Raw genomic sequence first — 24,796 nt, 5'->3', positions numbered from 1 at the left:
TAGTTGATCGCGTTGGGCAAAGCGGCGCGCATTGCGGACTAGGGGGTGTGATACCGCTGGCCAGTGGCAGCGACTTATCATGACGAACCAAGTGACTTGCTTAACCAGTCGGCAAATCCTCTGGCCCGCTTGCTCGGCTGACGCCCGGCCGGGAACAGAGCATGGATAGGTATGGTCGGCAGCGCAAAATCCGGCAGCAGCCGACACAGACGGCCGTCCTTCAGCTCGGCGTCGAACATCCATCCCGAACCGAATGCTACGCCAAGCCCAGCCACAACACACGCTGTAACGCCGGCCGAGCTCGAGACCCTGATGCGAGGACTTTCGGGCAGCACAAACCGGACCTGCGGATCCGCCAGCTCCTGAAACGTCGCGCCGGAACTGTCGGAGGGCCCGAAGATCACCTGGTGCTTCGCCAGATCCGCAGGGCTGCTCGGCTGACCGTGCCGAGCAATGTATTCCGGCGCGGCAACGAGCAACCGAGGCGTCTGCCCGACCTTGCGCGCCATCATGCTGGAATTGTCGAGCAGGCCAAGCCGTATCGCAACATCGGCGCCCTCCTCAGCGAGACTGCGCCGGCGATCGTCCATCATCAACTCGACAGAGAGATCGGGATGCTCGGCGAGAAGGCTGGGCAAGCGAGGAATGACCGCGCGCACCCCGAATGTGACTGACAGCTCGACCCGCAGAACGCCGCGTAACTCCTCATTGCCTGCTGCGGTGTCGGCCGCTGCCCCAAGATCCGCCAGCAGCGGCCGGATCTGGTCGAGGTAGACTTGCCCGGCCTCGGTCAGCCCGACCTTGCGACTGGTGCGGATGAGTAGGCGGGCACCGATGCGCGCCTCCAGATCGTTCAGAATCCGCGACACCGACGGCTGCGACAGACCGATCTCACGTGCGACTTGGGAAAGATTTGCCCGTTCGGCCACCCGCACGAAAACCTCAAGTTCCTGCAGTCTGTCGGCCATTCGTTTTCCGGATGATTGCTATGCTCTTTGGCAAGCTACCCCCCTTTCTGGAAATAGGCGAGGACATTGCTCCGCAAGCCGTGCGGTCAAGATTTGGAGTGTTTCATGTCTCTTCAGGAAAAGCTCGATGCCTTCAAACCCGACTTTGAAAGCAAGGCTCCCAAGCAAGCGGTCGAGGTTATGCGCCGTGCGACCGCCGAACTCATAGCGTCGGGTCAGGCGGCCCAAGCCTTAAAGGCAGGCGCCGTTGCGCCAATATTCACATTGCCGGAGGCTGATGGCGGGTCTGTCGCATCCAGCGATCTGCTTACCCGGGGTCCCTTGGTGCTTAGTTTTTATCGCGGAGTCTGGTGCCCCTACTGCAACATCGAGCTTGCCGCCTTGCAGGAAGCTTGGCCAGCAATCCAGGCGACCGGGGCACAGCTGATTTCCATCTCCCCGCAGTCGCTGGCGAACGGCCGCAAGGCCAAGCTCGACAAGCAGATAGCATTCCCGATGCTGAGCGACGCCGGCGGTAGGGTCGCCGATGCCTTCGGCCTGCGGTTTCGCCTGCCCGACGATCTGATCGACTTGTATCGCGGCTTCGGCGTCGACCTGCCGCTTATCAATGAGGATCGTTCTTGGACCTTGCCGATGCCGGCTCGTTTCGTGGTCGGGCAAGACGGCATCATCGCCTATGCCGAGGTCAGCCCGGACTACACGCGCAGACCCGACCCGGCCGACCTTCTTCCGGTGCTCAAACGATTGCAGGGCTCCATCGCGGCCTGAGCCGACGGACATGGACCACATGACAGCCGCGAATGTCACCGCAACCAGCGCCGCGCGGCGCTGGTTGATGCTAAGCGTGGTCTCAGTAGGCGCCTTCCTGCCGATGACGACATGGTTTTCAGCAACGGCGATTGCGCCGCAGCTGACCCGGCTGTGGGACCTTTCTCTTGCGCAGGGCGCGTGGATAACCGGTGCCGTGCAGATCGGCTTTGCCATAGGCGCGTTGGCCTCCAGCATGGCCGGCCTTCCGGATGTGTTTTCGCTTCGCAAGCTGATCGGCGTCAGCGCCTTGACGGCGGCGGCTGCCAACCTCTCCCTCTTGTTCGCGCCCTCCGTCGGCGTGCTGCTGGTCGCCCGTTTTGTCACCGGCCTGGCCCTGGCGGGCGTGTATCCACCAGCGGTGAAACTGGTATCGACATGGTTTAGTCGCGGACGGGGAACGGCGCTCGGCGCCCTCCTCGCTGCGCTGACGCTTGGTTCTGCCTTTCCTCATCTGGTATCAGCCCGAGTTGACGAATTGGCTTGGCAAAGCGTCATCGTGGCCACCTCCGTCGCAGCACTGGCTGGAGCTTTGTTGATCCTCTGGCTGGGCGAGGAAGGGCCTCATCCCTTCGCGAGGTCGGCATTCGACCCTCGCCACATAAAAACGCTGGTGCGCAACCGCGCGCTGATGCTCGCCAATCTTGGCTATCTCGGTCACATGTGGGAGCTCTACGCCATGTGGGGCTGGATACTGGCCTACATCAGGGCAGGAGGCCCCGGCCTGGGCACTGGGGATCCGGGCGCCGCCTCCTTGCTGGCGTTCTTGGTCGTGGCGTCGGGCGGGATCGGCTCGATTGCCGGCGGCATCGTGGCGGACCGCTTCGGTCGCACCTCCACGGCGGCTGGCTGTATCCGGCCTCTGCGCATTGACGATCGGCCTGACCTTCGCCGGTCCGTTCTGGTTGTTCGCCGTCGTTGCCATCCTGTGGGGAGCGACCGTCATCGGCGATTCCGCGCAGTTCTCGGCCATGGCAACCGAATTGAGCGATCAACGCTACGTGGGCACGGCGCTTTCCCTACAGCTAAGCGTCGGCATCGCACTCACTTTTTGCTCCATCCATCTGGTGTCATACATGGCGGAGACTGTAGGTTGGCGCTGGAGCTTCCTGGTCCTGGTGCCTGGCCCGTTGCTCGGTGTTGTCGCTATGATGGCGCTTCGGCGGATGCCGGCCACTCGACTAATAGCGCACGGGCTGAGGTAGAGGGTTCAGTCCTGGCTTTCAGGGTCATTTTGTTGGTCGTCACAACGTTACAAAATGTCCAGTAAGTTATTGATTTTACTTAAATGAGTTAGAGTTCAATCCTCTCTCGCAGCACCAGCCTATACAGTCGACACCGCAACCTCATGTTGGCTGGACAGAGGCATCGCCCTTCGTCGATTTGCCTTTGGCCTGCTACGGGTCAGTTTATGGTAGCGATCGCTCGGAACCTCCATAACTGCAACATGGTCAAGGTTGGCGTGCCGTCCCCGATAGTAGCCCTCCTCCTCAATTTCAGCGAACGTACAGTTGGCAACGTCAAAGGTCGCAGCTTCCAGTCCGAAAATCGTGATGGCGCTCCCGTCATCCAGGAAATTCCACTGATCCTCTCCACTGTGGTAGGTGACACGAACACAAGAAACCATCCGCGCGATCTCTTCTTCGCCGACCGTTGCAATGATACTCTCGCACTCCTTCTTAAGTTCATCTGGATAATCTCCAGTGTCCCAACCATCGAGAGCTCGATAGATTTCCCGATCATAGTATTGTGGCGTAGCTTCGACGTCTTCGCCAATTAGTTCAATATATTGTAAATATTTTGGATTGAGAAGTACGGTTCTATTGTCAAGGCTTACGCAGTAAATCCATTTACGGCTCTTTCCGCTCAGGCGCGGATTGTTAAGAATCCGGAGTTGAAGTAGAACTGATGCGCGCGCATACTCGCTGATCGGGTAATTGCGCGTTCCAAACGCCATTTTTGCCCTCAGCGTACCATATCGAATCTCTGCATCCCCATGTCGTGAGCGTCTCGCGGGTTGTCTCTCAGCGCCATTTATACCGGCCAACAGCTGCCCGGCGGAACAGTTCAAAGTGATGCAAAGATCGTTCACCTGTTCAACGCTCAACGTTTCCGTCCCTTTTTCCCATCGAGAGACAATCTGTGGGGTCGTTCCCATTTTCTTCGCCAGCTCTTTTTGAGAAATGCCCAATTGAGTCCGAAGTTCGCGGAGGCAGAGGGCCGCGCCCGCCTCACTCGTATATTGGGATGCGGTCATCGTGGATATCTCCTTCTTGCTAGCCTGACATACGCGGAACAATCCCGAGTATGTCTCCTCACGCGCACATGTGAGGCTGCAGTAGCTGTGCTTCATCGATTTCGCCTAGTTTCGCCGTTTCCTTGCAATTTCGGAACAGCCTATTCACCGCCTCCTGCCGCCGATTCGCGACTCAAAGGGACCTGTGTCGCTTATTTTGAGAGTGGTCTTGGGCGCGAATCATATCCCGGGATGTGGTGTAGCTGACGCAGATGGTTGCCGTACTTTCCGGCGTGGGCCGGACTAATCAGCGCACCACGGGTAGCAAGCTGATGAGCGGATCATCGCTTAACTGGCCGACTGTAGCTGTTCGCTCGGGCGCCGTTTAAGAGCGCAATCGCGAGGGGGACCCATTAGTCTTAACGGATCTTTGTCCACCCGAAGAACTGCGATCCGGGCCAAGGTAGGTCGCGACGGCATAGCCCAACATTGATGAATGGGGAGTCGGTGCGTGTCCGCCGTGGCCGGCAATTTTCGCATCCGCCTTCCAATCACTTCCGGTCCAAGCTCATTTCCACCAAGCGACGAATCGCCTCCGATCGAGTAGGCAAGTCCGGTTGTTTGCGACGCCATTCGTCAATCCGGATTAGCAAGTCGCCCGACAGGCGCAACTCGAAACGCTCATTTTTTACTTCCGATGGGTTCGGTGTATTTGACAATCTCAATATCCGTAATGTACGGTATGTACGTAGGTGGTCGCTACCCGCAGCCGAACGACGTGCCTTCAACACGTCGCCCGGCCTGACCACATCCCAAGCTGACTGGAGCTCGGATCATGGCTGATTCCGACAATACCACGAGTTTGCCTTTCGTCATCGGCCAGCAAGGCGGCAAGCGTAACGGGCCGGCCGGGGCAGAAATGGACCCCGCTTTGAGCCTCTGGGGCGAGTGGCATCAAGCTCAATACGTCTCATTGCTGTTGTGCCGGGTGCAACAGCGTTTGGAGGCACGAATAATGGCCAGTACCGGAATTCAGGTATTGACCTCGGGTAAGTCCGTGTCTCGGCGCATGCAGGGGGCCACGCCAGGAGCGAGGGCGGAATATGAGGTGGCTTGCGAGGCCGAGGTATTTGCCATGACGGAGGCACTAAGATTTCAGGATTCTATCCCCGGCGTTACAGCTCTGTCGCTTGCTGGGATCATCGCGAAGCTGGAAATGATCGTGGGCGCCGACCGGGACATCGGCGACCCGACAGATTTTCCATGGCCACACATCGCGTCCGTATTGCGCGACCTAAAGGCACTTGCGGGCGATCTGCCTGCCTTTCGGTCGGCCCGCGCTAATACGCGTGCGGACGTGGCGCTGCATTGGAAGGAGGCCGCGAAGCTCGTTGCCGCTTTGGAACTGGAAGAAGCCCTGCAAGCAGCAAATTGTCTACGCGCGTGATCTAAGTTAAGTTTGAAGTGCGTAGAAGCGGACTTCATCGCCCGCAAGTGGATTTCTTCACAGCTTGCTAAGGTGTTTGATCCCAAGCTTTGATGCTGCATTATTTTCCCAGGCATGGAGAGATGCGCTATCGGGCAGGTTCGGCACGACGACAGCGGCGATCCGTAGAGCCATACAGAATAGTCAAGAGAGGGCTCTGGCAAAGCGCTACAGCATCAACCAGAAGACAGTTGCCAAGTGGAAGAAGCGCAGCTCGGTCGCCGACCTGCCGGCCGGGCCGCAAGACCCGCACTCGTCGGCGCTGTCGTAGGAGGAGGAGGCGACGTCGTCGCCTTCCGCAAGCAGACATTGCTGCCACTCGTGACCGTCTCCATGCGCTTCAGCCGACGATCCCCACCTCTCGCGGTCTTCATTGCGTCGCTGCCTGCAGCGGCAGGGCATGAGTCCCTCCCGGAGATCGCAGGCGACAAGCCGGCGAAGAAGAAGTGCAAAGCCTATCCGATCGGCTTCTTCCACATCGCATCGCCGGGGTGCAGAGGTACGAGGGCAAGCTGCGCCTGTTCGTCGGGATCGACCGGACGTCCAAGTTCGCCTATGCCGAACTCCGTCCAGAGGCCGGCAAGATGGTCGCGGCCCCATTCCTGCGCAATCTAATCGCAGCGGCTCCCTACACCATCCATACGGTGCTAACCGACGACGGCCTCCAGTTCACCAACCATGCTCGCCACAAATATGCCTTCCACCAAATCTTCGATCGTGTCTGCGACGAGAACGGCATCGAGCACAGGCTCACCAAGATCAATCATCCCTGGACGAACGGGCAGATCGAGCGGATGGGCAGCAGGCTGACCAAGTGTTCCGCTTCAACGCGATACGAAGCGGACAAATGATGATGCTACTAAACCGGACAACTTGCTTCGCTACCGACACCTCTGCAGGGAACCGCAGACAGGCAGGTGTAGCGGCTGAACTGAACTCCGCAGTTCATAGCTCCGGTGTTGCAGCTCAGTTGTTGACATGCGACAGCCGCAGGCCGGCTTCGTCCGGGGCCTCGGCCATGCCTTCCTCCGCGAAGCGGAACATGTCCTCGAATTCCAGCTCCCGCTCGAAAATGACGCCGCCGACTTTGATCGCAAGCACGTCCTTGTCGCCTTTCGGCGCGAAATAGATCTCGCCGACCGTGCCGCGAATGCGCTCGCCGACGTCCTTGGCGTCGTCTTCGCTCGCGCCCGGCAGGAAGACGCCGAACATTGAGGTTCCGATCCGGCCGATCAGATCGTCCTGGCGCACCGCGGATCGGATAGCCGATGCGATCAGCCGCAAGGCCTCGTCGCCCCATTCGAGACCGAAGCGCAGGTTGATCGATGCCAGATGCTCCGGATGGATGACCAGAAAGGCACCCGAGCGCGGACCGGCCGGTCTCTGCGCCCTCCTGTCGACCATCGAGGTGAACACCTTGCCGTTCAGGCAGCCGGTCAGCTGGTCATAGGTGCCGGACCTGGTGAGTTCCTGCCGGTAGCGGCGGATCTCGATCTGTTGCCAGCCGACGAGGGCAAACAGCGGCAGACCGATGACGATCGGCACGATGATTGCCGTAACGGCCCCGCGGCCAAAAGGTGTGAGGCTGTCGCTGAAAAGCAGCAGGTAGTTCAGCGCGAGCGAAAGGCCGACACAGGCGGCGGTGCCAAGCACGGCCAGCAAGATGAGGTGCTTCCACGTTTGAACCGGCGCGGTCGGTGTTTTCGCGGTCAAGGCCCAATCTCCTGTTCGACGCATGGTTACAGGAGGTCCGTTACGATTTCGGTATCAGGGAAGCTTACAATTTGATGCAAGTCGGCATCTTCTCCATGGCAAGCTGGATCCGGCACACAAGGCTGCCGCAGCCGGCGGCTCGCGCATTTGATGACCGGCCTGGCCAGTCCAGGCTTTAGAAGGGCTGAACCGCCCTGACCATTCCGCTTTCACGCAGGTCCGGGACGGAACCGGCCGCCGGCTTTCCCGCGGCGCTATTGCGGCGGGCCGAAAATGCCCATCCGGGCGTTTCTCGCCACCACTTCGGCCTTGCCGTAGTCACCTGTGGGAGCCGCCATCGCCCAGCCGTTGGAAACCAGCCAGGCGCCGACATCCTGCTTGCCGAGGGCGCAGGGCGCGGCGATGGCGAAACGGTCGGCATCCGGCGGCAGCAGGCATTTCAGCGCCCGGCCGCGCAGCCAGGAGTTGAAGGCGGCCCGCGCCCGCTGGCCGCAGGGCCAGGTGGTGTCTTCGAACGTGCAGGTCCTGTCGGGATCTATGTCGACCGTCCCGCTGATGGCGACCGTGCGTCCCATGGCTTCGAAGATCGCCGAGGAAGTCGCGACCGGACGGAAGAGCAGCGTCTGGCGCCAATCCTGCGGCATCGGCGTCTTTGGCGCCGGCGCAAGCCCGAGTTCGCCAAGCGGAGGGCGCGGCTCGATGCGCTCGATCCCGGATATGTCGAGCGGCGGCGGCGCGATGAGGTCCTCGGCGATCTTGCGTGCCGGCTGGCCCGGTTGCGTGTCATGCATCGGGATGGGCGAGGCCGGCTTAGGATCGTCGGCGTCCTGAACCGCCGCGATCGAAGCCGGCTCGGACGGCAGCCAGCGCCCGCCCTCGGCGATCAGCACCATGCCTGCGAGCAGGCCGAGGCCGCCGAGCGCGGACGCCAGCAGCGGGCGGCCGGGCGGGTTCGCCTGGGTGACGCGCGAACCTCCGCCGGGTCGTGCCGGCTGTCGATGATGCTGCTCGAGCCCGTTAGCTCCTGCCGACACGGCGCCACCCCGACCGTTGACCCGGATCACACATTAGACATGAGCGACATTCCTTGAAAAGCAAGGCGTTGCGTTAAGCCTCGCGCAACCAATGCGGTCTAGAATCGCTCAACGGATGTCGAGGGGATGACATGATGCGCAAGCCGATACTGCTTTTTGCCTTTCCTGCCCTGATGCTGCTTCTGCTGGCGGCAGAGCGGATGGCGGCGCTGCTGCTCGGCTTCTATCCCGCCAGCCCCGCAGTGTGGCACGCCTGGCTCGAACTGCGCCCGTTCTCGACCATGTTCTGGCAGCAGGCGCATGTCTATCTCGGCGGATCGATGGCGCTCGATGCGGCCATTGTCGTCTTTGCGGCAGGCGCCTGCTGGATGGCCAGCCGCTCAAAATGGTCCGGCGGTTTCTTCATCGCCAATCATGCTGCAATGATTTTCGCCGGGTTCATGATGGCGCTGAGCAGCAACGCGGAAACGGCGAGCACTATCGCCGCCTTCGTCACGCCTCATGGCCTTCAGTTTTCGGTGATGGTCGACCTAAGTTTGCAGAACTGCCTGGTGCTGGGCCTCGGTCTCATGGCTTGCGCTTACTGCCACGTCGCGTTCCTGCGCGAGGCGAAACAGCGCGCCGAAGCCCGCACTGTCCGCATGCTGACGCTGCAGCGCGATCTGTAACCGGCTGGCTCAGTCGGCGGCGAAGGCCCGCGCGCTCAGTTGATCTTCTTGTAATAGACCTTGCCATCCGGCTGCTGGATGCGCTGATAGGACGGGTTGGGGCCGGGAGGCGCGACCTTGCGCTTGAACAAGGGTTGCGCGGCGGGATCGGCGCCGCTTTCATCGGCCGCGGACGCATCCGCCACCGTGGTGTTGTCGAGCATCGCGGGCTCGAGCGCGCTGGGCGCCGGTTCGCTGGCGGCGACGGGCTGGCCTTGCTCAAGCTTGGCGATATTGCCGTTGATCCGGCCGAAATTCGCCTGCAACTGATGGTCCAGCGTCTCGAACCGGCTCTGGAAACCATTGTTGACGGTGTCGATGCGGGCGCCGATCCGCTGCTCGAACTGACCGAGCTGTTCCAGCCGCGCCTCCATCGTCTTGAGGTCGTTGACGCCGCGATAGAGATAGACCGCGGCCGTCACGTTGACGACGGTGACGAGCAGCGCACCCACCGCCACGACGCCGATCAGCCTGGCCCGGCTGGGCTTTCCCGGAGCGGCTTCCCTGTGACCGAGTTCGATTGCCGGGACGTCCGGCTCGCTGATCATCGTCATTCAACCACCACCTTTGCGCCCACCGCGACGCGTTTGAAGAGATCGATCACATCGGTGTTCGTCAGCCGGAAGCATCCGGACGTGCCGTCGAAACCGACGCCCTTGGGATCGTTGGTGCCATGGATGCGATAGAGCGTGTCGCGCCCGTCGCGCGACAGATAAAGCGCCCTGGCGCCGAGCGGATTGTAGGGACCGGCCGGCACCATCGCCGGCAGTTCCGGCCGGCGCGCGCGCATTTCCCTGGGCGGGCGCCATTCCGGCCATTCGGTCTTGGAAGCGATTTTGACCGTTCCGGTCCAGCCGAAGCCGTCGCGGCCGACGCTGATCTGGTAGCGCAGCGCATGCCCCGCTGCGGTCACCAGATAGAGCGCCTTCTCGTTTTTGCGGATGACGATCGTGCCGGGCTGCTCACGGGTCTCGAAGGCGACCGCCTTGCGCAGGCTGGGGCCCATGGCCGGCAGCGGCGGCAGGCCCGATCCGGCTTGCGCCAAACCGCAGGCCGACGCCAGCGCGATGCCGATCAGGCCGGCCGCGGCAAGACGCCCGGCAATGCGAAGTCTAGCGCTGGGCATTGTCCAGCCGTTCCTTGAACATACGTTTCAGATCCTTGTTGAAGCGCGCCCGTCCGTCCACCTCGGAAGGCAGGATGGCGCGATTCAGCGCGTCGGCCAAGAGCGCGTTGTCCAGCGCCAGCGACTTGATGTGCGGCGCCTTGAAGATCTTCTCCAGCTCGCTGCGCGAGAAGTGGTTGCCGAACCATTTGCGCTTGTGCTTGTTGGCGACCAGCGTGATGCTGACCTTGTTGCCGCGCAACTCGCGGATCTTCTTGTAGAGCCGCTTGCCTTGCCTGAGCGAAGCGACGTTGAGCTCGAAGACGATGAAGATCTCGTCGCTCGTGCGCAGCACAGAATCGTGCCACGGCGTCTCGATGTTGGGCAGGTCGATGACAATGTCGTCGAAGCGGTAGGCGACGAGATCGAGCAGCCGGAACACGAAGTCGGAACCGTGCGGCTCGAAAGGCAGCTGCGGCCGCTCGAAGGAATAGAGCGTCAGGCCCGACGGCCGCGACAGCTTGATGACGTCCATCAGCTCGACGTCGAGCCGGTCCGGCTGGCCGATGATGCCGGAGAGGTCGAACTGGTTGAACTGGTTGAGATAGGCGCCGCAATTGGCGCTCTGGAAGTCGAGATCGACGAGGCAGGTCGAGGCCGCCCGCTCGGCCGATTTCGAGGCGAGATACTCGGCCGCCGAGATCGCCAGCGTGGTGGCGCCGGCACCGCCGCTGGCGGCAATGAAGGTGACGATGCGGCTCTTGGTGCCTTGGCTGCCGGTGTCGTGGAAGGTGACGGCGTTGAGCAGCTCCTTGGCGTCGAGCGGCTTGTGCAGCCAGTCGGACGCGTTCATGCGCACCAGAACGCGCGTCTGTTCGGAGGTGAGCTCGTCGGAGATCGCGATCAGCGGCACCGACGCCCAAGCCGCGCGCGCCTCGACGATCCCCGGATTGCCGAGCAGCTCGCCATTGCCGAGATCGAGGATGATGATGCCGGGCCGGCTGTCGACAGGCGGCCCTTTGAGGAACTCCGCCGCGTCCGAGACCTTGACGTCATAGATCGCCAGCGCATCGAGCCGCGTTGTGACGTCGCGCTTGAAATCCGCATCGCCGGAAAACAGCGCCACCTGCTTTCGCTTGGTCGGGAGAACTCTGGTGTCGATGGCGTTCATGGGTACGTACTCTTTAAATCTTCACCCGTTACTGTACTCAGCATGGAAGGCATGGCGATGTTGGCGAACCCCATCAGTCCCTGGAGGAAGAAGAACTGGAAGGTCACGTTCTGGAGGCTGACGGTAATGGTTGGCACCGGGCCGCCTGCTCGCGTCTGGTACCCAAGTCCGGTGGCCGTGTATCGTACCACTACGTTGGCCGGCTGCAGCCTTGGAAAGAAATGACACATTCCTGGTCGTTGCCCCGCAGCAAGCGTCGGACAAGTGCCTGCTCCAGCCGCATCTCCCCGAAATATTCGATTGAAATTCGCGGCACTAAAGGTTCCAGGCACACACCCCGAACCTGCACAGCTGCACACGCTTGTGGCGCCGTTGCATATAAAATCGAAATTGCCTGCCGGTATTGGAGCGCCTGGCAAGGTCGTAACGCCAGCTGTGGCTATCTGAGGCGCAATTGGATCCGAGATCGACGCGAGCCGGGCGCCGATCTGCACCGCCTTCGTAGCAGCGTTCCATTGATAAAAGGCATTTCCGAAATCGACGAAGCCCAGCACTAGAGCAAACAGCAGCGTTGACACGATGGTCATTTCGACCATTGCTGCGCCGTCTTCCGATGTTGCGAAACGCCTGATCATGATCAGAATCGGATCAACCGCTCCTCATGGGCGCCGCTTAAGGTGATTGGGCCGATGCCGATAAGCGACAGCATACCGATGCCGCTATAGGGGTACTTGCCGACGGCTCGGACGATGCAGACTTGTGCCGTGGTGGAGCGGTACACGGTGACGCCAGCTTGCACAGCATCGTGGCAGGATGCGGGAGCGGCAATTGTCACCGTCGCGTTATTCGACGGCCCCCCTGATTTCTGCCAACCGCCGACGCGCGCATTCCCCGATCCAGCTGCATTGCCGAACACGGCTATGTTGGCGGCGACGTTAGCGCAATTAATGGCCGTGAAACCCGCATATTGTGTATAAAGCTGACTGTTGCAACGCGCCCCGAACCGCGCGGCGTCGGTCAATCCGGCTTCCATCAGCAGCTTGTCATGGATCAGGTTGCCGAACTCGAACACACCCGCTGACAAGATCAACATCAAAGGCGTAATGAGGGTCATTTCTACCAACACCGCGCCACGGTTGTCGCGTCGAAACTTGATCATGCGCCGGAACAACGTTCTGATCATCGTCATCACCGGTAGAGCTGCGCTTCGTCACGCAGGAAATTATTGAGGGTCCCTTGACCGTTGGCCCCGCTGACGTCGACCAGTTCAACCATCACGGAAGCATCGTCCGAAGCAGATGCTACGGGTTCCGTAAGGAAGAAGCTGCCGAAGGCTTCGACTGGCAGATTGATGCTGTGCCCAGACAGGTCGTTGCCCGCTGCCTCGAGCGCATTGCAATTCAGGATGGCCCCATAAAGGAGGCGTCGATCCACAGACGTGATGGGCGGCTGACACGCGTTGGCTGGTGTGCCGACTTCGCCCCCGGTTGAGGCGTGGCCAACCAGACTGTTGGCAATTTCGTACTGATAGACCTGATATCGTGTCGGTTTGGTCGCATTCCAGGAAGGCGGATGGTTGGTGGAACCAAAGTTAGTGCTCCAATAGCTCGAAAGGTTCCAATTGCCATCGCCCATCCGTCCGTTCATGTAAGGCGTTGTGGCATCTCTGGGCAGCCCCATGTTGCCAGGACCATTAAAGGTCAACTGGTTATACTGAGGGCACTGGTTGCCCTTGCTGCTAGGCACGGCTCCCTTCCGGACATTCGAGGCCGGCCCATATTCGGCGCTGTTGAAGCCGCCGCCGGTTGCCCTAATCCCAAAGCGGACGTTGAAAGCATCCTGCACAGGTCCCGCGTTTTGCCCAGTCTTGGTCGAAACATGGCCGGATTCGTAGCAGCCGATCGGCTTTGAGGTCGCGATCGTCTCGGCGAGGGCCTGGGCACCGTTTCCCACGCCGGGGGGAGGCTCGAGGAAGCCGAAATTGCCTGGGCCGGCAGCGGCCCCATTTCCGACCTTTCTCAGTTCGATCAGCCGACGGTGAACGACCGGGTCAGAAACAGCCTGCTGCAGCGTATATCCACCAGCGCTGTTCGTTCCATTCGCATCCATTTCATACGGGTTGCAGATGAAGACCGGAGTGAAATCGCAGACGCCGGAGACAAAGCCCGCAACGGAGACGGCGCTGACATTGAAACCATTATTGGCAGCATTGCCTGTGAGAAATGACGCCGGAAAGATTGCAGCAAAGCCCGTTGGGTTGACACTCACCTGGATGAAGCGCGTTTCCGCTTCCCCAATGGTGCGATCGGCATTGGCCCGATTGGCCGCTGTTATCGGGCTGCCGTCAGCTGCGGGAATTGTTTTCAGGAAACACCAGGAAATGTCTCCGGCGGCGTTGCAGTTCAGTGTGCCGCCAGGTTGACCAGAGGTCAGAATGAACCAGCCATTCGTGCCAACCGTCGAGAAGTGGCTCTCATTGCTGACCAATGTCGCCATGGCGCGCTCGGCCCGCGCCCAAGAGCCGGTCGACCCGTCCAACTCAGCCGCGCCGGCCAAGGCAAAAGCGTCGGCAGCCTTCTGCAGGTCGTTGTGCATATTGTTGACCCGGCTCATGTCGATCGCCAGGAGCGAAAAGCCGATGATTGCCGGCAGCATGATGCTGACAAGGAGCAGCGCTATGCCGCGCTGATCGCTCCAGAATTCACGAATGGTCCTCAACATGATCTTACTCTCTGTTCCATTCGTGCCAGGCGTCCTCGCTCGCCTGACGAACCGCATCCTTCTACTTCGCTGCGCTGGTCTCGCTCGACGCGCCGACATTGACCGTCATGTTGGTTGCCGGCGCAGACCCACTTGGCGCAAGCTTGTATTTCTGCACCACGGCGACCGACCGTGCGCCATCGCCTTCGATCTTCGTGTTGTTGGAAGCCGGGTTATATGGATCGACCGTCTGCAGCAGCTGATTGGCCTTCTGCGTGTCGCCCGATGCCAGCGTCATCGTGTCGTAATTGTTCAGATAGTCGGCCGCGCAGCCTGCCAGCAGGCTGGAGCCGAGAAGGACGAGCAGGAGCTTATTTCTTGACATAGACCAGCTTGTCCTTCGATTTCACATCCAGCATGTGCCCATAGGGGCCGGTGACGCCTTCGCCGTGTTCATATTTGCGGATCATGTCCTTGCTGACTTCGAGCTGACCGAGAAGGAAGAATTCCGGGTCGTTGGCCGGTCGGGTCTTGTCGAGGGGCGTCGCCAATTGCTCGCCTGGTTTCACCGGCCTCACGACGTGAGGTGTCACGATGACCACCAACTCTGTTTCGACCTTCTGATTGCTCGAATTGCGGAACAGTGCCCCGACAACCGGAACCTGGCCGAGCCACGGCACCTGATTCTGGATCTTCGTCGTCTTGCTGGACAACAGTCCGCCGACCGCAAAGCTCTGGCCGTCGCGCAGCTCGACGACAGTCTCCAGTTTGCGAGTGGTAAAGATAGGGTCGCCGGCGGGGGTAAAGTCGGTCAGGTCGCTGACCTCCGGCGCCAGCTTGATATGGATTTTGCCGTCGTCGAGTACCACCGGCGTGAAGTTTAGATTGACGCCGAATTGTTTGTATTCGATTCGGACCGCGTCATTGAGGACGGTGCGAATCGGCACTTCGCCGCCAGCGTTAAAGCTGGCCGTCTCGCCTGAAAGCGTCGTCAAATTGGGCTCAGCGAGGGTGCGCACAACACCCTTGTCTTCGAGCGCCTGAATGATCAGATCGACTTTGATCCTGCTGTCAATGACTCGGGTAATCAGCGCAGCGAATGGATTGGCGCCCGAGAGCACACCCCCGACAAGATCACCCGCGCCTAGAACCACCCCGTCCGCATCAACCGCTGCAGTTCCAGTTCCAACTTTGGTCGTACCGCTATTGTTGGTGCTTCTGATCGACACGCCGAGATCGCGACCAGCGTTGCGCTTGGCCTCCAGCACGCGCACTTCCAGATTGACCTGCTCGCTGTCATCGATCGTCACGGCGTTGATGATCGCATCGGGACCATATTGCTGCGTCACCTCGACGATCTGCGCCAACGTCGCAGCGTCCTTGACGTGGCCGCTAAGCCTTATCTTGCCGTTGATCGAACCGATCTCGATCCGCGCCTTCGGCGCCACCTGGCGAATGGCCACCGCCATGTCGCTGACATCCTGGCCGACCTCGATCTGGATGGCGCCAAGCGAGCGCTTGTCCTCGGAAAACAGATTGACCGTGGTGGTGCCGACGCTCTTGCCGATGACGTAAAGCGTCCTGTCGGTCATCGGCTGGGCATCGGCGATCTTCTCGTCGCCGACGACGATATCGCCTAGCGTGGCGTTGACCTGGATCGTGGCGGATTGGGAAACGGGCACGAACACGCGGTGCAGCGACGGGCTCGACACGTCGATGAAGCGGTCAGCCGCTCTGGCCGAGTAGTCGAAGATCGCAGACAACGCCACAAAGGATAGCGCAGCCGCCGCCACCCTCACACAAGACCCCTTCATCCTCGTCTCCCACTGCTGCCTGGTCGGCAGCCCCTCGTTTGCCGCTGGCTGTTTTAGCGCTGGCGCGGCACGTCGTACGTTTCGAGCTTCACGCCGCGGAAGACGCCGATTGTAGCGCGGGCCGGCGGTTCCGGCTGCACATATTTGACCACTTCCTTGACGACTTCCTGTTCTTGTGGCGCGGGCGCCACAGCGGGAGTTGGCTTCACCTTGCTCAACTGGTCGATCTGGCTTCCGACCCGTTCCACCGCCTGCGCAAGGCCATCGATCTTTTCATTGGCGCGCTTGCGCTCTTCGGCGGCTGCGGCATCCGCGGCCTTCTGCTGCTCGAGCTCTGCCTGCCTCTTGGCGATATCCTCAGGCATTTCTCCAGTCAGGTCTGAAAGCGTGACACGTTCGGTTTCTTCGCCCTTGCTGGCAGCGGCCTGCCGAAGCGCCAGCGACAACTGACCTGCGCCGGCGGCTAAAGTCAGCTTTTGCGCATCTTTGGTGGTGACTTCGACAGTTACGGCTTTTACAACGGTCGGGCTGTCTTTGCTTTCGTCGGCCACCTGATCGACGGCAAGCACCTTGACACTCTGCAGCAGCACATCGACGAAGCTCTTGTCGGGGCCGTCATTGCTGCGCACGGTGCGGGTCAAAAGCACGTCGACCCGATCTCCCGGGAAGACAAATCCCGCAACGCCGAGCACGTCGTTCACGCGGATGGAGACGGCCTTCATACCCTCCGCCAGAACGGCTGAAAGTGTGGCGCGCTGGCCGGGGCCGGTGATCCTGTTGGCGAGGACGGGTTCGTTGGTGCCGATGGACTGAAGCGCCTGCTTCGTCCCTTCGCCCGCCAGCAGTTCCTTAGTTGTCTTGAAAGCGCCGGTCGGAACTGCGCCGGAAGGCCATGCCACTTCGCGCAACTTGTCGGCCGACAGCGTGTCGCCAAACTTCAGCGGGACCGCAGCCACCACAACTGTGTCGCGTGGAACATCGCCCGCCTTCGCCATCGCACTACGCTGATTGGCCAGCCAAATATTTGCAAGCACTACTGCCAGCACCCCAAAAACGCCGGCCAGAACTATCATGATAAGCGTGTTAGCGCGCATTTGACCCAAGCCCACGTTGCGGGATTCGCCCGCCGCCATCTAATTTCAGGCCCGGGTCATATGACCCGGGCCTGAATGCAATTTAGAGCGCCGCCGCCAGAGCCGCCCACTGCCCGGTGACCCAGGTGCCGACAATTCCGATAGAAACGATCACAGCCACGGTGATCATGCCGAGCAGGATAGTATATTCGACCATGGCAGCGCCGTTATCGTCGTCGCGGAACTGCCGGGCCATCGTCATGAGCTTCTTCATGCCAATTTCTCCCTTTGGAGGTTTGAACCCGACGAGACAGAGCTAAGGATGAACCCCATACCCAAGCATCCCCCGTCACGTTCAATCGTAGGTCGCGCGAAAAAGCAGTGTCAAACGGATTAACAGTCCCTTAACCTTTCAATACTCGCTCAAACGCTTTCTGAATTTTGACAACAGCTTGATTCGCCTCGTTTTTCAAGTGATCTTAACCATTCGTTCACAATTCCGCCGCAGCCATACCTCTCGGCTGCCACATTAGAAATAATGCATATCGCAGTATATCTAGTGGCTTATCGACCAATGTCGCCTATATGCTGACAAAGGTCTTAGGACTTTGGTCGGAGCTCGGAACACAGGAATAAATAAAACGATTTTTCGAATCTCTATCTCTTAACTATGTCTCAAGTAAAATACGTCCTGTGGCTTGCAGGCCGCTTGTGCCTCTCGTGGTTAACGCTTAGTTTCCATTTGGGGAAAAGATAAGGGGGTAGGCGGCATGTTGGGTCGCTTCATCAAAGGGCCGAACGAACAGAAGACGCCACCGGCACCGGTCATCGTTGTGTCGAATGGGGCGGCCGCTGCTCCCGCGGCAGACGCCGAGCCACAGGGCGATGATTTTCTGACGCTCAAGGTCGAACTGCACCGTCATCTCATCGACCGCTTCAACCTGACCGCTCTCGAAAACGCGTCGAAGGACGAGATCCTCAACGAGATACGGCCAATCGTGCGCGAATTCGTGCGTGGCCGGAATGTGCCGTTGAACGCGCGCGAGCTCGATCAGCTGACCAGCGACACGGCCGACGAGATGCTGGGCCTTGGTCCGATCGAGCCGCTGCTCAAGGACGACTCCATCACCGACATCATGATCAACACGCATGAGCGTGTCTTCATCGAGAGGCGCGGCATGATCGAGCAGACCTCGATCCGCTTCCGCGACGAGGCGCATCTGCTACGCATCATCAACAAGATCGTCTCGAACATCGGCCGGCGGGTCGATGAATCCTCCCCGATGGCGGATGCGCGCCTGGATGACGGCTCGCGCGTCAACATCGCCGTGCGGCCGGTTTCTATTGATGGCCCACTGGTGTCGATCCGCAAATTCTCCAAGAACCCTTATTCGCTCGAACGCCTGATGGCGTTCAATTCGATTCGCCAGCCCATGATCGACATGCTGCGCATCGCCGTGCGGGCGCGCAAATCGATCCTGGTTTCGGGCGGCACCGGCAGCGGCAAGACGACGCTGCTCAATGCCCTGTCGAGCTACATTCCATCCAAGGAGCGGCTGGTCACCATCGAGGACGCGGCGGAACTGCAGCTGCAGCAGCCGCATGTCGGCCGGCTGGAGACGCGCCCGCCCAATGTCGAGGGCAAGGGCGAGATCCGCCAGCGCGAGCTGGTAAAGAATGCGCTGCGCATGCGGCCCGACCGCATCATCGTCGGCGAGGTGCGCGGCGAGGAAGCCTTCGACATGCTGCAGGCCATGAACACCGGCCACGAAGGCTCGATGACAACCATCCACGCCAACACGCCGCGCGACGCCATCTCGCGCCTGGAGCAGATGGTCGGCATGGCCGGCTTGCCGATGACGCATGAATCGATCCGTGCCCAGATCGCCTCGGCCATCGACATCATTGTGCAGACGCAGCGCCTTTCCGATGGCGGCCGGCGCGTCGTCTCCATCTCGGAAATCACCGGCATGGAAGGCAATGTCGTCCAGCTCCAGGAAATCTACCATTTCGTTAGGCGCGATGTTGCCGCTGATGGAGCGATCATCGGCGATTTCCGCGCCACCGGCGTGCGCCCGCGCTTTGCCTCCGAGGCCGCCACGCTCGGCTTGCACTTCGCCAAGGACGCCTTCAACCCGCAGGTGGCGATGTGATGCTGACGGGACAGTCGCTGCTCTATTTCATCTACGTGGTTGCGGCCGCCTCCGTCATTCTTGCCGGCGAGGCTTTCTACCTGTCCCTGGCTAGCCGGCGTTCGCGCCGGGCGTCGGTTAATTACCGGCTTCGCCGCCTCGCAGATGAAGCGCCCGCGGAACAGACATTGCAAAGCCTGCTGCGCGAACGCGGCCTGACCGATTCAGGAGACTTTATCTCCGGTTTTGTCTGGCTGAACAGGCTCTACACCCAGTCCGGCGTCACCGGAAATCCGATGACCTTCGCGTCGAGCTTTCTTCTTGCAGGCCTGGCATTGGCCTTGCTGCTTTCGTTTCTCATCCGATTGGCTGCGCCGGTTGCCTTCATCATCTTTCTGCTGGTTGCCTTCGCGCTGCCGCTGCTCATTCTGCGGCGAGCCCGCGGCAAGAGAATACAGAAATTCGCCAGGCAATTGCCCGACGCGCTCGACATGATTGTCCGTTCGTTGCGCGCTGGTCATCCGGCCTCCGTCGCGATCGGCCTCGTGGCTCGCGAAATGCCTGATCCGCTCGGAACGGAATTCGGCATCGTCGCCGACGAAATCACCTTTGGGCTCAGCATCGAACAGGCGGTCAGAAAGCTATCGGAACGGGTCGGTTTCGAGGGACTGCACTTGCTATCGGTCTCCCTCTCGATCCAGGCCAAGACTGGCGGCAACCTCACGGAGATCCTCGCCAATCTCTCATCCGTGCTGCGCGAAAGGCAGAAGCTTAGGAGGAAGATCAGGGCGCTGTCGGCCGAGGGCCGCGTTTCAGCCTGGATCATCTCGTTGTTTCCGGTCGCGATGTTCCTGATGCTCCAGCTCATCGCGCCGTCATACTACGGAAAAGTCTGGGGCGATCCGATAATATTGCCCATATTCCTGATCTTCGGGATCTGGGCGCTTCTGGGTGACTTCATCATGTATCGCATGGTCACTTTCGATTTCTAGGAGTGAGCTATAAACCTGCTTTCCAACACCGACGACCTGACCTTTTTGGTTTCCATCGCAGTCTTCGTGGCGGCGGTGGCGCTGTTCCTGTTCGCCGCGCTGGTTTTCCTGCCGGTGCTGCAAACGCGGAAGCTGGTGGCGGACAGCCTGCTGGGCGAAGGTGCCGTCGATCATCGGTCAATCCTGGGACAGGATCGGCTCGCCAAGCTCGCGGCGCAGAAGCCAGTCGATGCCTACTTCAAATCGATCGAGAAGGAACGCAAGGAGCCGAACGCGCTCGAGGCAAAACTCTTTCGCGCCGGGTTCTACCAATCGAGCGCACCTCTCATATACACGCTTTGCCGGCTGGGTGCTGTCGCCATAGGTTTCCTGCTCATGTACGCCCTCCTGTCGAGGGCATTGCCGCCGAAATTGCCCGGCTTCTTCGCGGTCGGCGGTGCGAGCCTGATCGGCCTCGGCTGGATCGTCATCCCGAGCATCATGCTCGACCGCTTCGAGAATGCGCAGAAGCAGATCTATCGCCGGTCCTTTCCCGATTTCATGGATATGATGATCACCTGTGCCGATGCGGGCATGAGCCTGGAGGCTGCGGTCGAGCGCGTCAGCCAGGAAATGGCCGGCACCCACAAATGGCTGGGCATCCAGCTCTCGATCATGAATCTGCAGCTGCGAGCGGGCAAGCCGCTGCGCGAGGCATTGCGCGAGCTCGCCGATCGCGTCGGGCTGGAGGAGGCGAAGGCGTTGGCGGTGCTGTTCCGACAGTCGGAAGAACTCGGCACCAGTCTCACTGATGCCCTGCGCGTTTACAGCGCCGAGATGCGCGATCAGCGCATCCTGCAAGCGGAAGAACGCGCCAACGCCTTGCCCGTCAAGATGACGATCCCGCTTGGCCTCTGCATCTTCCCGGTGGTGCTGATGATCGTTATGCTGCCGGTGATCATTCGCATGAAGGGCATTTTCTTCTGATCCGCCGTATGATTATCTTCTAAAGTTGAGTCGGAGGGCTCCTTGGGGCACAAAATGATAAAGCCGATGCGCCTCGCCGCCGCAACCAGCATGCTGCTGGTCACACTTGCCGGTTGCCAGTCGACCGACAGCGGCAGCACCGGCGTCGTGCGCACCAATGAGCCGGCCAAAGGCGACTACACCGCCTTTGGCGACACCTTCGATGGACTGAAAACGATCAGCGACGTCGATTACTACGCATCGGACCAAGCGGTCACCGAAGCCAAGACCCAGTTCCGTTCCGAAAATTACGGCAATGCCGGCGCCCTGTTCTACAAGGCGACCCGCCTGGCGCCCAACGATGGAATCGCCTGGCTAGGCCTCGCCGCGTCCTCCGACCGCATCCGCCGCTTCGACCTAGCCGACTTGGCCTATGGCCGAGCCTACCGGCTGCTCGGCGCGACGCCGGAATATTACAACAATGTCGGCTATTCCTATCTGTTGCGGGGGAAGTTGCAGGACGCGCGCGCCAATTTTCTAAAAGCCTATGAGCTGGCGCCCAACGATCCAACCGTGGGCAACAACTTGAAGCTGCTATCGTCCAGTGTGCAGAACATCGAGCGGTAGGCGAAATGTTGGTTGCCGCGTTGCTGGTCAGGGCGTTGACCATCCCATTGTTAGCCAAGATTGCTTGGGTTGATTTCACGACCCAGAAAATTGCCAACCGTGACGTTTTGATGCTGCTTTGCCTTGGGCTTGGATCGCTCCAGCTTGTGTCTGTTCAAGCCGGGTCTTGGTGGGATATGGGCCTGGACGCCATTGCAGGCCTCGTCCTGTTCATCGCGTTCTTTCCGTTTTGGGTCTTGCGCAAAGTTGGCGCCGGCGATGTGAAGCTAATGGCAGTCACACCGTTTCTGATTGGTGGAAGCGATCTTGCCGTATTTTCTGTGTTGCTGCTGGTTTTCGCCATCGGCACCGCGACCGTGGCCAAGAACCCTTTTCTGCTACCAGCCGGGATGTTCCGCTACTATGCGCAGCGGATGGATCGAAAAGGTGTCGTGCCGTTGGGCGTACCAATATCGGCGGCTGCAATCTGCACGATAGTGTTGCAAGTCTACAGCGCTATGCTGATACTTGCTGGGATAGTAGATTAGACGACAGAGGCGCGAGCAGAGTAAATTCAATTTTAATCTGTGGTTGGAAAAATGTTGTCTGAAGATTTCCTTGGCCGAATCGCTATCGTCGTTGTATTAACGATTTTGATTATATTAAGTGCAGCTCCCATAGTGCTCTACTTTCAACAAAGCACAACAGTCAGTTCTCTTGCTGTTGTCACAAAGGCGGCTTCCACCTTCCTGTTGTTTCTACAGATTGTCATGACAATCGGTCGGCTGCCGCCGAAGGGAACGGCGCGGGGACTAGAACCGCGAGTTACATCAGTCACTGGGTCCTTCATCATAGTGGCAGCGATGTTTCTGACCTCAGCGCTCAATAGCGAGACGGCGCAACTGATGGCTCTGTTCCTGATTTTTGTCGGGACGGCAGGGTCGATTTTTTGTCTTTATTGGCTTGGTCGCTCGTTCTCGATGATGGCTACCGCCCGGCGCTTGGTCACTACAGGGCCGTACTCAATGGTCCGACATCCGCTATACGTGTGCGAGGCTGTCTTTGTCGTCGGTATGATTATCTCTCATTTTTCCACGCTGATGCTGGCGCTCGGTGCCCTTCAATTTCTCTTGCAGTATCGGCGAGCCAAAATCGAGGAGGCTATCTTGCGAGAGACTTTCCCCGAATATGATGAATATGCTCGGCGTGTCCCCATGCTGCTGCCACGCTTCTCTGACGCGGCATTGCCAGCATCCGAACGCGGTAGTCGGCAATAGGCTGATCCTCTTGGAATCTTGCCTTCCATTGCCCAAACAGTTCAGTTCATGTGAGCATTGGTTACGGTCTTCCGGCAGCGACGGTCGTTTTCGGCACGATGCAGATCGATGCAAAGCCGAGTGCGTGGACCGTTCTCGGTGATGCCTCCCATATGCGATATTTGATCCACACTTGGCCGATAACGCTTCTTCTGATGCTATGGACCGCGTTTCCAGAGTCCGCCGGACCTCTCATCGTGATCGGCATGGGCACATCAGTCCTTCTCGGTTGGCATGTACATTCGTTACTAGCTGCCGCTAGGCAAATTCCTCAGTCGCACTGTCTCTCTCCCCACGGTCGTGGGCGAGAAATTGCCGCGGTCCGCCAGCCATGGTCGGGAGAACGGCAGGCCCTCAAAGCGCCGTCTGCTCTCCACCAGCTTCAGCCGGCACTTGGCCATGTCCATTGCTGCTCCGGGCTTTTCTTAACGACAGGTAGGCGTGGCGGTTGGCCGGACAGAGCCGGTCTCGGCGCCTCAAATATCAGCCACTCGATGAGCGCGTAGGCACCTGCTCCCGTCGCGCCGGCAACGGTCAGGATGAGCAGCTTCCTAAGAAAATCCACGGAACCCCCAATGAAATTCAAAACCCCGCTGTCGACTTCTCCACCAGCTTAAGCATACCCTTCTCCACCTTGAAGAACGGCATCGACCTTTGGCTCGAGCCGTCGGCGCGGAAGCGGAACAGGCCGGTCGAGCCGCGGAAGCCGCTGGTGTTTTCCAGCACCTGCTTGCTGAAGCCGTCCGGGCCGGCGGAGCTCGCGATGCCCGCGCTCAGCGCCACCACGTCGTAGGCATAGGCGACGTTGACGTCGGGCTGGTAGTTGTAGGTGGCTTTGAAGCGGTCGGCGATCGGGCCGGTCTCGCTCTGATCGAGCGTCGCGATATAGGCGCCTTCGTAGAGCGGATCCATCGGGTGCTCGAGCCAGCGGTCGGTGCCGATCAGCGTCACCGCCTTGCCCGGAATGCCTTTGGCCTTCAGCGCCGCGAGCACCGCGGTCGGGCTGCCGTCGCCGCAGGCGACGACCACGGCGTCGGGCGCCTCGACCAGCGAGCCCATGTCGGACACCACCTTGGCGCCGCCGTCGCTCGCCGAATAGGGCAGGGTCACCGCAAGCGTGGCGCCATAGATGCTGAGCGCGTTGGCCACCCGGGATTCAATTGGGCTCGAGTCCGCGCCCGAAGGCACCAGCAGCACGAATTTCCTGGCGCCCTTGGCGGCGATGGCCGCCGCGCCCGCCGCAGCGCTGTCGGCTTCGCCGAGCCGCACGGAATAGACGCCGGGGCCGCCGGCGAAATTGTCGGCCAGCGCCAGCACCGGCGGCCGCTTGGAGCCCGAGAGCTTGGCAAGGTGCTGCGCGGCCGCAAGTTCGGATGGTCCGATGACGGCCTTCGCCGTGCCCGAGGTGATCGCCTTCACCGCGAGGTCCTTCGCGTAGCCGCTGTCGCCGCGCGTATCCTCGATCGTCAGCGTCAGAAGCTTGTCGCCGAGATCGGCCATTGCGAGGCGCGCGCCGTCATACATTTTCCGGCCGTTCTCGCCGGTGCTTCCGGGCGCCGAAAGCGGCAGCAGCATGGCCACCTTGGTCGGCCCCGTGCCGAGCGTCAGCTGAGCCTTGGCGGCGACGGCCGATGTCGGACCGCCCGACGTCGCGCTGCCCAAGGCCGGACTACCCGAGATCTGGCCACTTGCCTGCTGGGCGGGCGCCGCGGGCGCGCCGGCCTGACCGGCGGGTGCAGCGATCGCCGACGGATCGAGCACGTCCGACGCGCCGCTCTTGGACTGGCATGCGCACAGCGTCGCGACGAGCCCGAGAGCGAGAGCCCCCAATGCATGTCGCCCAAAAGTGGTCCCGGTTTTGGGGAGACGACATGCATCTGACAAAGACCTGAAGCGCGCCGCAACGATTCGTTTCGGCGCGGCGCGCTTCAGGTCCGGATCGTGCCGCTCACATTTCATCTGATGCTTCCATCCCATCTGCCGCCAGTATT

At 60.4% G+C, this 24,796-nt stretch carries 25 protein-coding genes and 1 pseudogene; 11 read left to right on the top strand and 15 right to left on the bottom strand.

Annotated features, from left to right (window positions below; translation table 11 throughout):
* Nucleotides 1–77: 77 nt before the first annotated feature.
* The gene (locus CK219_RS05010; RefSeq protein ID WP_095765679.1) at nt 78–968 is read right to left on the bottom strand and encodes a LysR family transcriptional regulator; all 891 of its coding nucleotides are present in this window, start codon (nt 966–968) and stop codon (nt 78–80) included.
* Nucleotides 969–1,073: 105 nt separating this feature from the next.
* On the opposite strand from CK219_RS05010, the gene CK219_RS05005 reads away from it, so the two are divergent.
* Nucleotides 1,074–1,736, top strand: coding sequence for a peroxiredoxin-like family protein (locus CK219_RS05005; protein ID WP_095765678.1), 663 nt, complete (start codon nt 1,074–1,076; stop codon nt 1,734–1,736).
* A gap of 19 nt (nt 1,737–1,755) precedes the next feature.
* Nucleotides 1,756–3,045: an MFS transporter gene (locus CK219_RS05000; RefSeq protein ID WP_245340397.1), complete on the top strand. Its 1,290-nt coding sequence runs from the start codon at nt 1,756–1,758 to the stop codon at nt 3,043–3,045.
* A 54-nt stretch (nt 3,046–3,099) separates the two neighbouring features.
* On the opposite strand, the gene CK219_RS04995 is transcribed toward CK219_RS05000, so the two are convergent.
* The gene (locus CK219_RS04995; RefSeq protein ID WP_176476936.1) at nt 3,100–4,032 is read right to left on the bottom strand and encodes a helix-turn-helix transcriptional regulator; all 933 of its coding nucleotides are present in this window, start codon (nt 4,030–4,032) and stop codon (nt 3,100–3,102) included.
* A gap of 814 nt (nt 4,033–4,846) precedes the next feature.
* Between CK219_RS04995 and CK219_RS04990 the strand changes: the two genes are divergently transcribed.
* Both CK219_RS04990 and CK219_RS04985 read left to right on the top strand, forming a co-directional pair.
* Nucleotides 4,847–5,458: a hypothetical protein gene (locus CK219_RS04990; protein ID WP_245340396.1), complete on the top strand. Its 612-nt coding sequence runs from the start codon at nt 4,847–4,849 to the stop codon at nt 5,456–5,458.
* A gap of 160 nt (nt 5,459–5,618) precedes the next feature.
* A pseudogene (locus CK219_RS04985) lies at nt 5,619–6,294 on the top strand (IS481 family transposase); the annotation flags it as partial.
* Nucleotides 6,295–6,463: 169 nt separating this feature from the next.
* Here CK219_RS04985 and CK219_RS04980 read toward each other — a convergent pair.
* Together CK219_RS04980 and CK219_RS04975 are read right to left on the bottom strand one after the other, a co-directional pair.
* Nucleotides 6,464–7,210, bottom strand: coding sequence for a GGDEF domain-containing protein (locus CK219_RS04980; RefSeq protein WP_245340395.1), 747 nt, complete (start codon nt 7,208–7,210; stop codon nt 6,464–6,466).
* Nucleotides 7,211–7,464: 254 nt separating this feature from the next.
* Nucleotides 7,465–8,244 carry a thermonuclease family protein gene (locus CK219_RS04975; protein ID WP_245340394.1) on the bottom strand — a complete coding sequence of 260 codons (780 nt, stop codon included), beginning with the start codon at nt 8,242–8,244 and terminating at the stop codon, nt 7,465–7,467.
* A gap of 200 nt (nt 8,245–8,444) precedes the next feature.
* On the opposite strand from CK219_RS04975, the gene CK219_RS04970 reads away from it, so the two are divergent.
* Nucleotides 8,445–8,912, top strand: a complete 468-nt coding sequence (locus CK219_RS04970) for a hypothetical protein (RefSeq protein WP_245340393.1) — start codon at nt 8,445–8,447, stop codon at nt 8,910–8,912.
* Between the two features lie 35 nt (nt 8,913–8,947).
* Here the strand turns inward: CK219_RS04970 and CK219_RS04965 are convergent, their stop codons facing one another.
* The 10 genes from CK219_RS04965 to CK219_RS04920 all read right to left on the bottom strand — a co-directional run bounded on the left by CK219_RS04965 (nt 8,948) and on the right by CK219_RS04920 (nt 17,088).
* The gene (locus tag CK219_RS04965) at nt 8,948–9,505 is read right to left on the bottom strand and encodes a hypothetical protein (RefSeq protein WP_095765674.1); all 558 of its coding nucleotides are present in this window, start codon (nt 9,503–9,505) and stop codon (nt 8,948–8,950) included.
* A complete protein-coding gene (locus CK219_RS04960; RefSeq protein ID WP_095765673.1) occupies nt 9,502–10,077 on the bottom strand; it encodes a L,D-transpeptidase in 576 nt (191 codons plus the stop codon). Before CK219_RS04960 ends, CK219_RS04965 begins: the two co-directional genes overlap by 4 nt.
* Entirely contained in the window at nt 10,064–11,227 is a 1,164-nt protein-coding gene (locus tag CK219_RS04955) for an AAA family ATPase (protein WP_095765672.1), read from the bottom strand. The genes CK219_RS04960 and CK219_RS04955 overlap by 14 nt, the downstream gene beginning before the upstream one ends.
* Nucleotides 11,224–11,862, bottom strand: a complete 639-nt coding sequence (locus tag CK219_RS04950; RefSeq protein ID WP_095765671.1) for a TadE/TadG family type IV pilus assembly protein — start codon at nt 11,860–11,862, stop codon at nt 11,224–11,226. The genes CK219_RS04955 and CK219_RS04950 overlap by 4 nt, the downstream gene beginning before the upstream one ends.
* Nucleotides 11,863–11,864: 2 nt before the next feature.
* Complete coding sequence (locus tag CK219_RS04945; protein ID WP_245340392.1) at nt 11,865–12,410, bottom strand: TadE/TadG family type IV pilus assembly protein; 546 nt, start codon at nt 12,408–12,410, stop codon at nt 11,865–11,867.
* Between the two features lie 5 nt (nt 12,411–12,415).
* Nucleotides 12,416–13,948: a pilus assembly protein TadG-related protein gene (locus CK219_RS04940; protein WP_095765669.1), complete on the bottom strand. Its 1,533-nt coding sequence runs from the start codon at nt 13,946–13,948 to the stop codon at nt 12,416–12,418.
* Nucleotides 13,949–14,009: 61 nt separating this feature from the next.
* Nucleotides 14,010–14,312, bottom strand: a complete 303-nt coding sequence (locus CK219_RS04935; RefSeq protein WP_095765668.1) for a hypothetical protein — start codon at nt 14,310–14,312, stop codon at nt 14,010–14,012.
* The gene (locus tag CK219_RS04930; protein ID WP_095765667.1) at nt 14,299–15,741 is read right to left on the bottom strand and encodes a type II and III secretion system protein family protein; all 1,443 of its coding nucleotides are present in this window, start codon (nt 15,739–15,741) and stop codon (nt 14,299–14,301) included. The genes CK219_RS04935 and CK219_RS04930 overlap by 14 nt, the downstream gene beginning before the upstream one ends.
* Before the next feature lie 53 nt (nt 15,742–15,794).
* Nucleotides 15,795–16,835 carry a Flp pilus assembly protein CpaB gene (gene cpaB, locus CK219_RS04925; protein ID WP_095766158.1) on the bottom strand — a complete coding sequence of 347 codons (1,041 nt, stop codon included), beginning with the start codon at nt 16,833–16,835 and terminating at the stop codon, nt 15,795–15,797.
* An 82-nt stretch (nt 16,836–16,917) separates the two neighbouring features.
* The gene (locus CK219_RS04920; RefSeq protein ID WP_095765666.1) at nt 16,918–17,088 is read right to left on the bottom strand and encodes a Flp family type IVb pilin; all 171 of its coding nucleotides are present in this window, start codon (nt 17,086–17,088) and stop codon (nt 16,918–16,920) included.
* Between the two features lie 496 nt (nt 17,089–17,584).
* On the opposite strand from CK219_RS04920, the gene CK219_RS04915 reads away from it, so the two are divergent.
* Genes CK219_RS04915 through CK219_RS04890 form a run of 6 tightly spaced genes read left to right on the top strand, consistent with a single transcriptional unit; the run spans nt 17,585 to nt 22,766 of the window.
* Entirely contained in the window at nt 17,585–18,967 is a 1,383-nt protein-coding gene (locus tag CK219_RS04915; RefSeq protein ID WP_095765665.1) for a CpaF family protein, read from the top strand.
* Nucleotides 18,967–19,938: a type II secretion system F family protein gene (locus tag CK219_RS04910; RefSeq protein WP_095765664.1), complete on the top strand. Its 972-nt coding sequence runs from the start codon at nt 18,967–18,969 to the stop codon at nt 19,936–19,938. The genes CK219_RS04915 and CK219_RS04910 overlap by 1 nt, the downstream gene beginning before the upstream one ends.
* A 15-nt stretch (nt 19,939–19,953) precedes the next feature.
* Entirely contained in the window at nt 19,954–20,904 is a 951-nt protein-coding gene (locus CK219_RS04905) for a type II secretion system F family protein (RefSeq protein ID WP_095765663.1), read from the top strand.
* A gap of 54 nt (nt 20,905–20,958) precedes the next feature.
* A complete protein-coding gene (locus CK219_RS04900) occupies nt 20,959–21,510 on the top strand; it encodes a tetratricopeptide repeat protein (protein ID WP_176476935.1) in 552 nt (183 codons plus the stop codon).
* A 5-nt stretch (nt 21,511–21,515) separates the two neighbouring features.
* Nucleotides 21,516–22,037 (top strand): prepilin peptidase, encoded by a 522-nt coding sequence (locus CK219_RS04895; RefSeq protein ID WP_095765662.1) that lies wholly within the window; start codon nt 21,516–21,518, stop codon nt 22,035–22,037.
* 51 nt (nt 22,038–22,088) lie between these two features.
* Nucleotides 22,089–22,766, top strand: a complete 678-nt coding sequence (locus CK219_RS04890; protein WP_095765661.1) for an isoprenylcysteine carboxylmethyltransferase family protein — start codon at nt 22,089–22,091, stop codon at nt 22,764–22,766.
* A 621-nt stretch (nt 22,767–23,387) separates the two neighbouring features.
* Here CK219_RS04890 and CK219_RS04885 read toward each other — a convergent pair.
* On the bottom strand, nt 23,388–24,635 hold the full coding sequence (locus CK219_RS04885) for an ABC transporter substrate-binding protein (RefSeq protein WP_245340390.1): 1,248 nt from the start codon (nt 24,633–24,635) through the stop codon (nt 23,388–23,390).
* Between the last annotated feature and the right edge of the window lie 161 nt (nt 24,636–24,796).

Origin of the sequence: Mesorhizobium sp. WSM4313 (assembly GCF_002294725.1) — a bacterium.
GTDB lineage: Bacteria > Pseudomonadota > Alphaproteobacteria > Rhizobiales > Rhizobiaceae > Mesorhizobium.
This window is presented reverse-complemented; position numbering and strand designations above follow the sequence as displayed.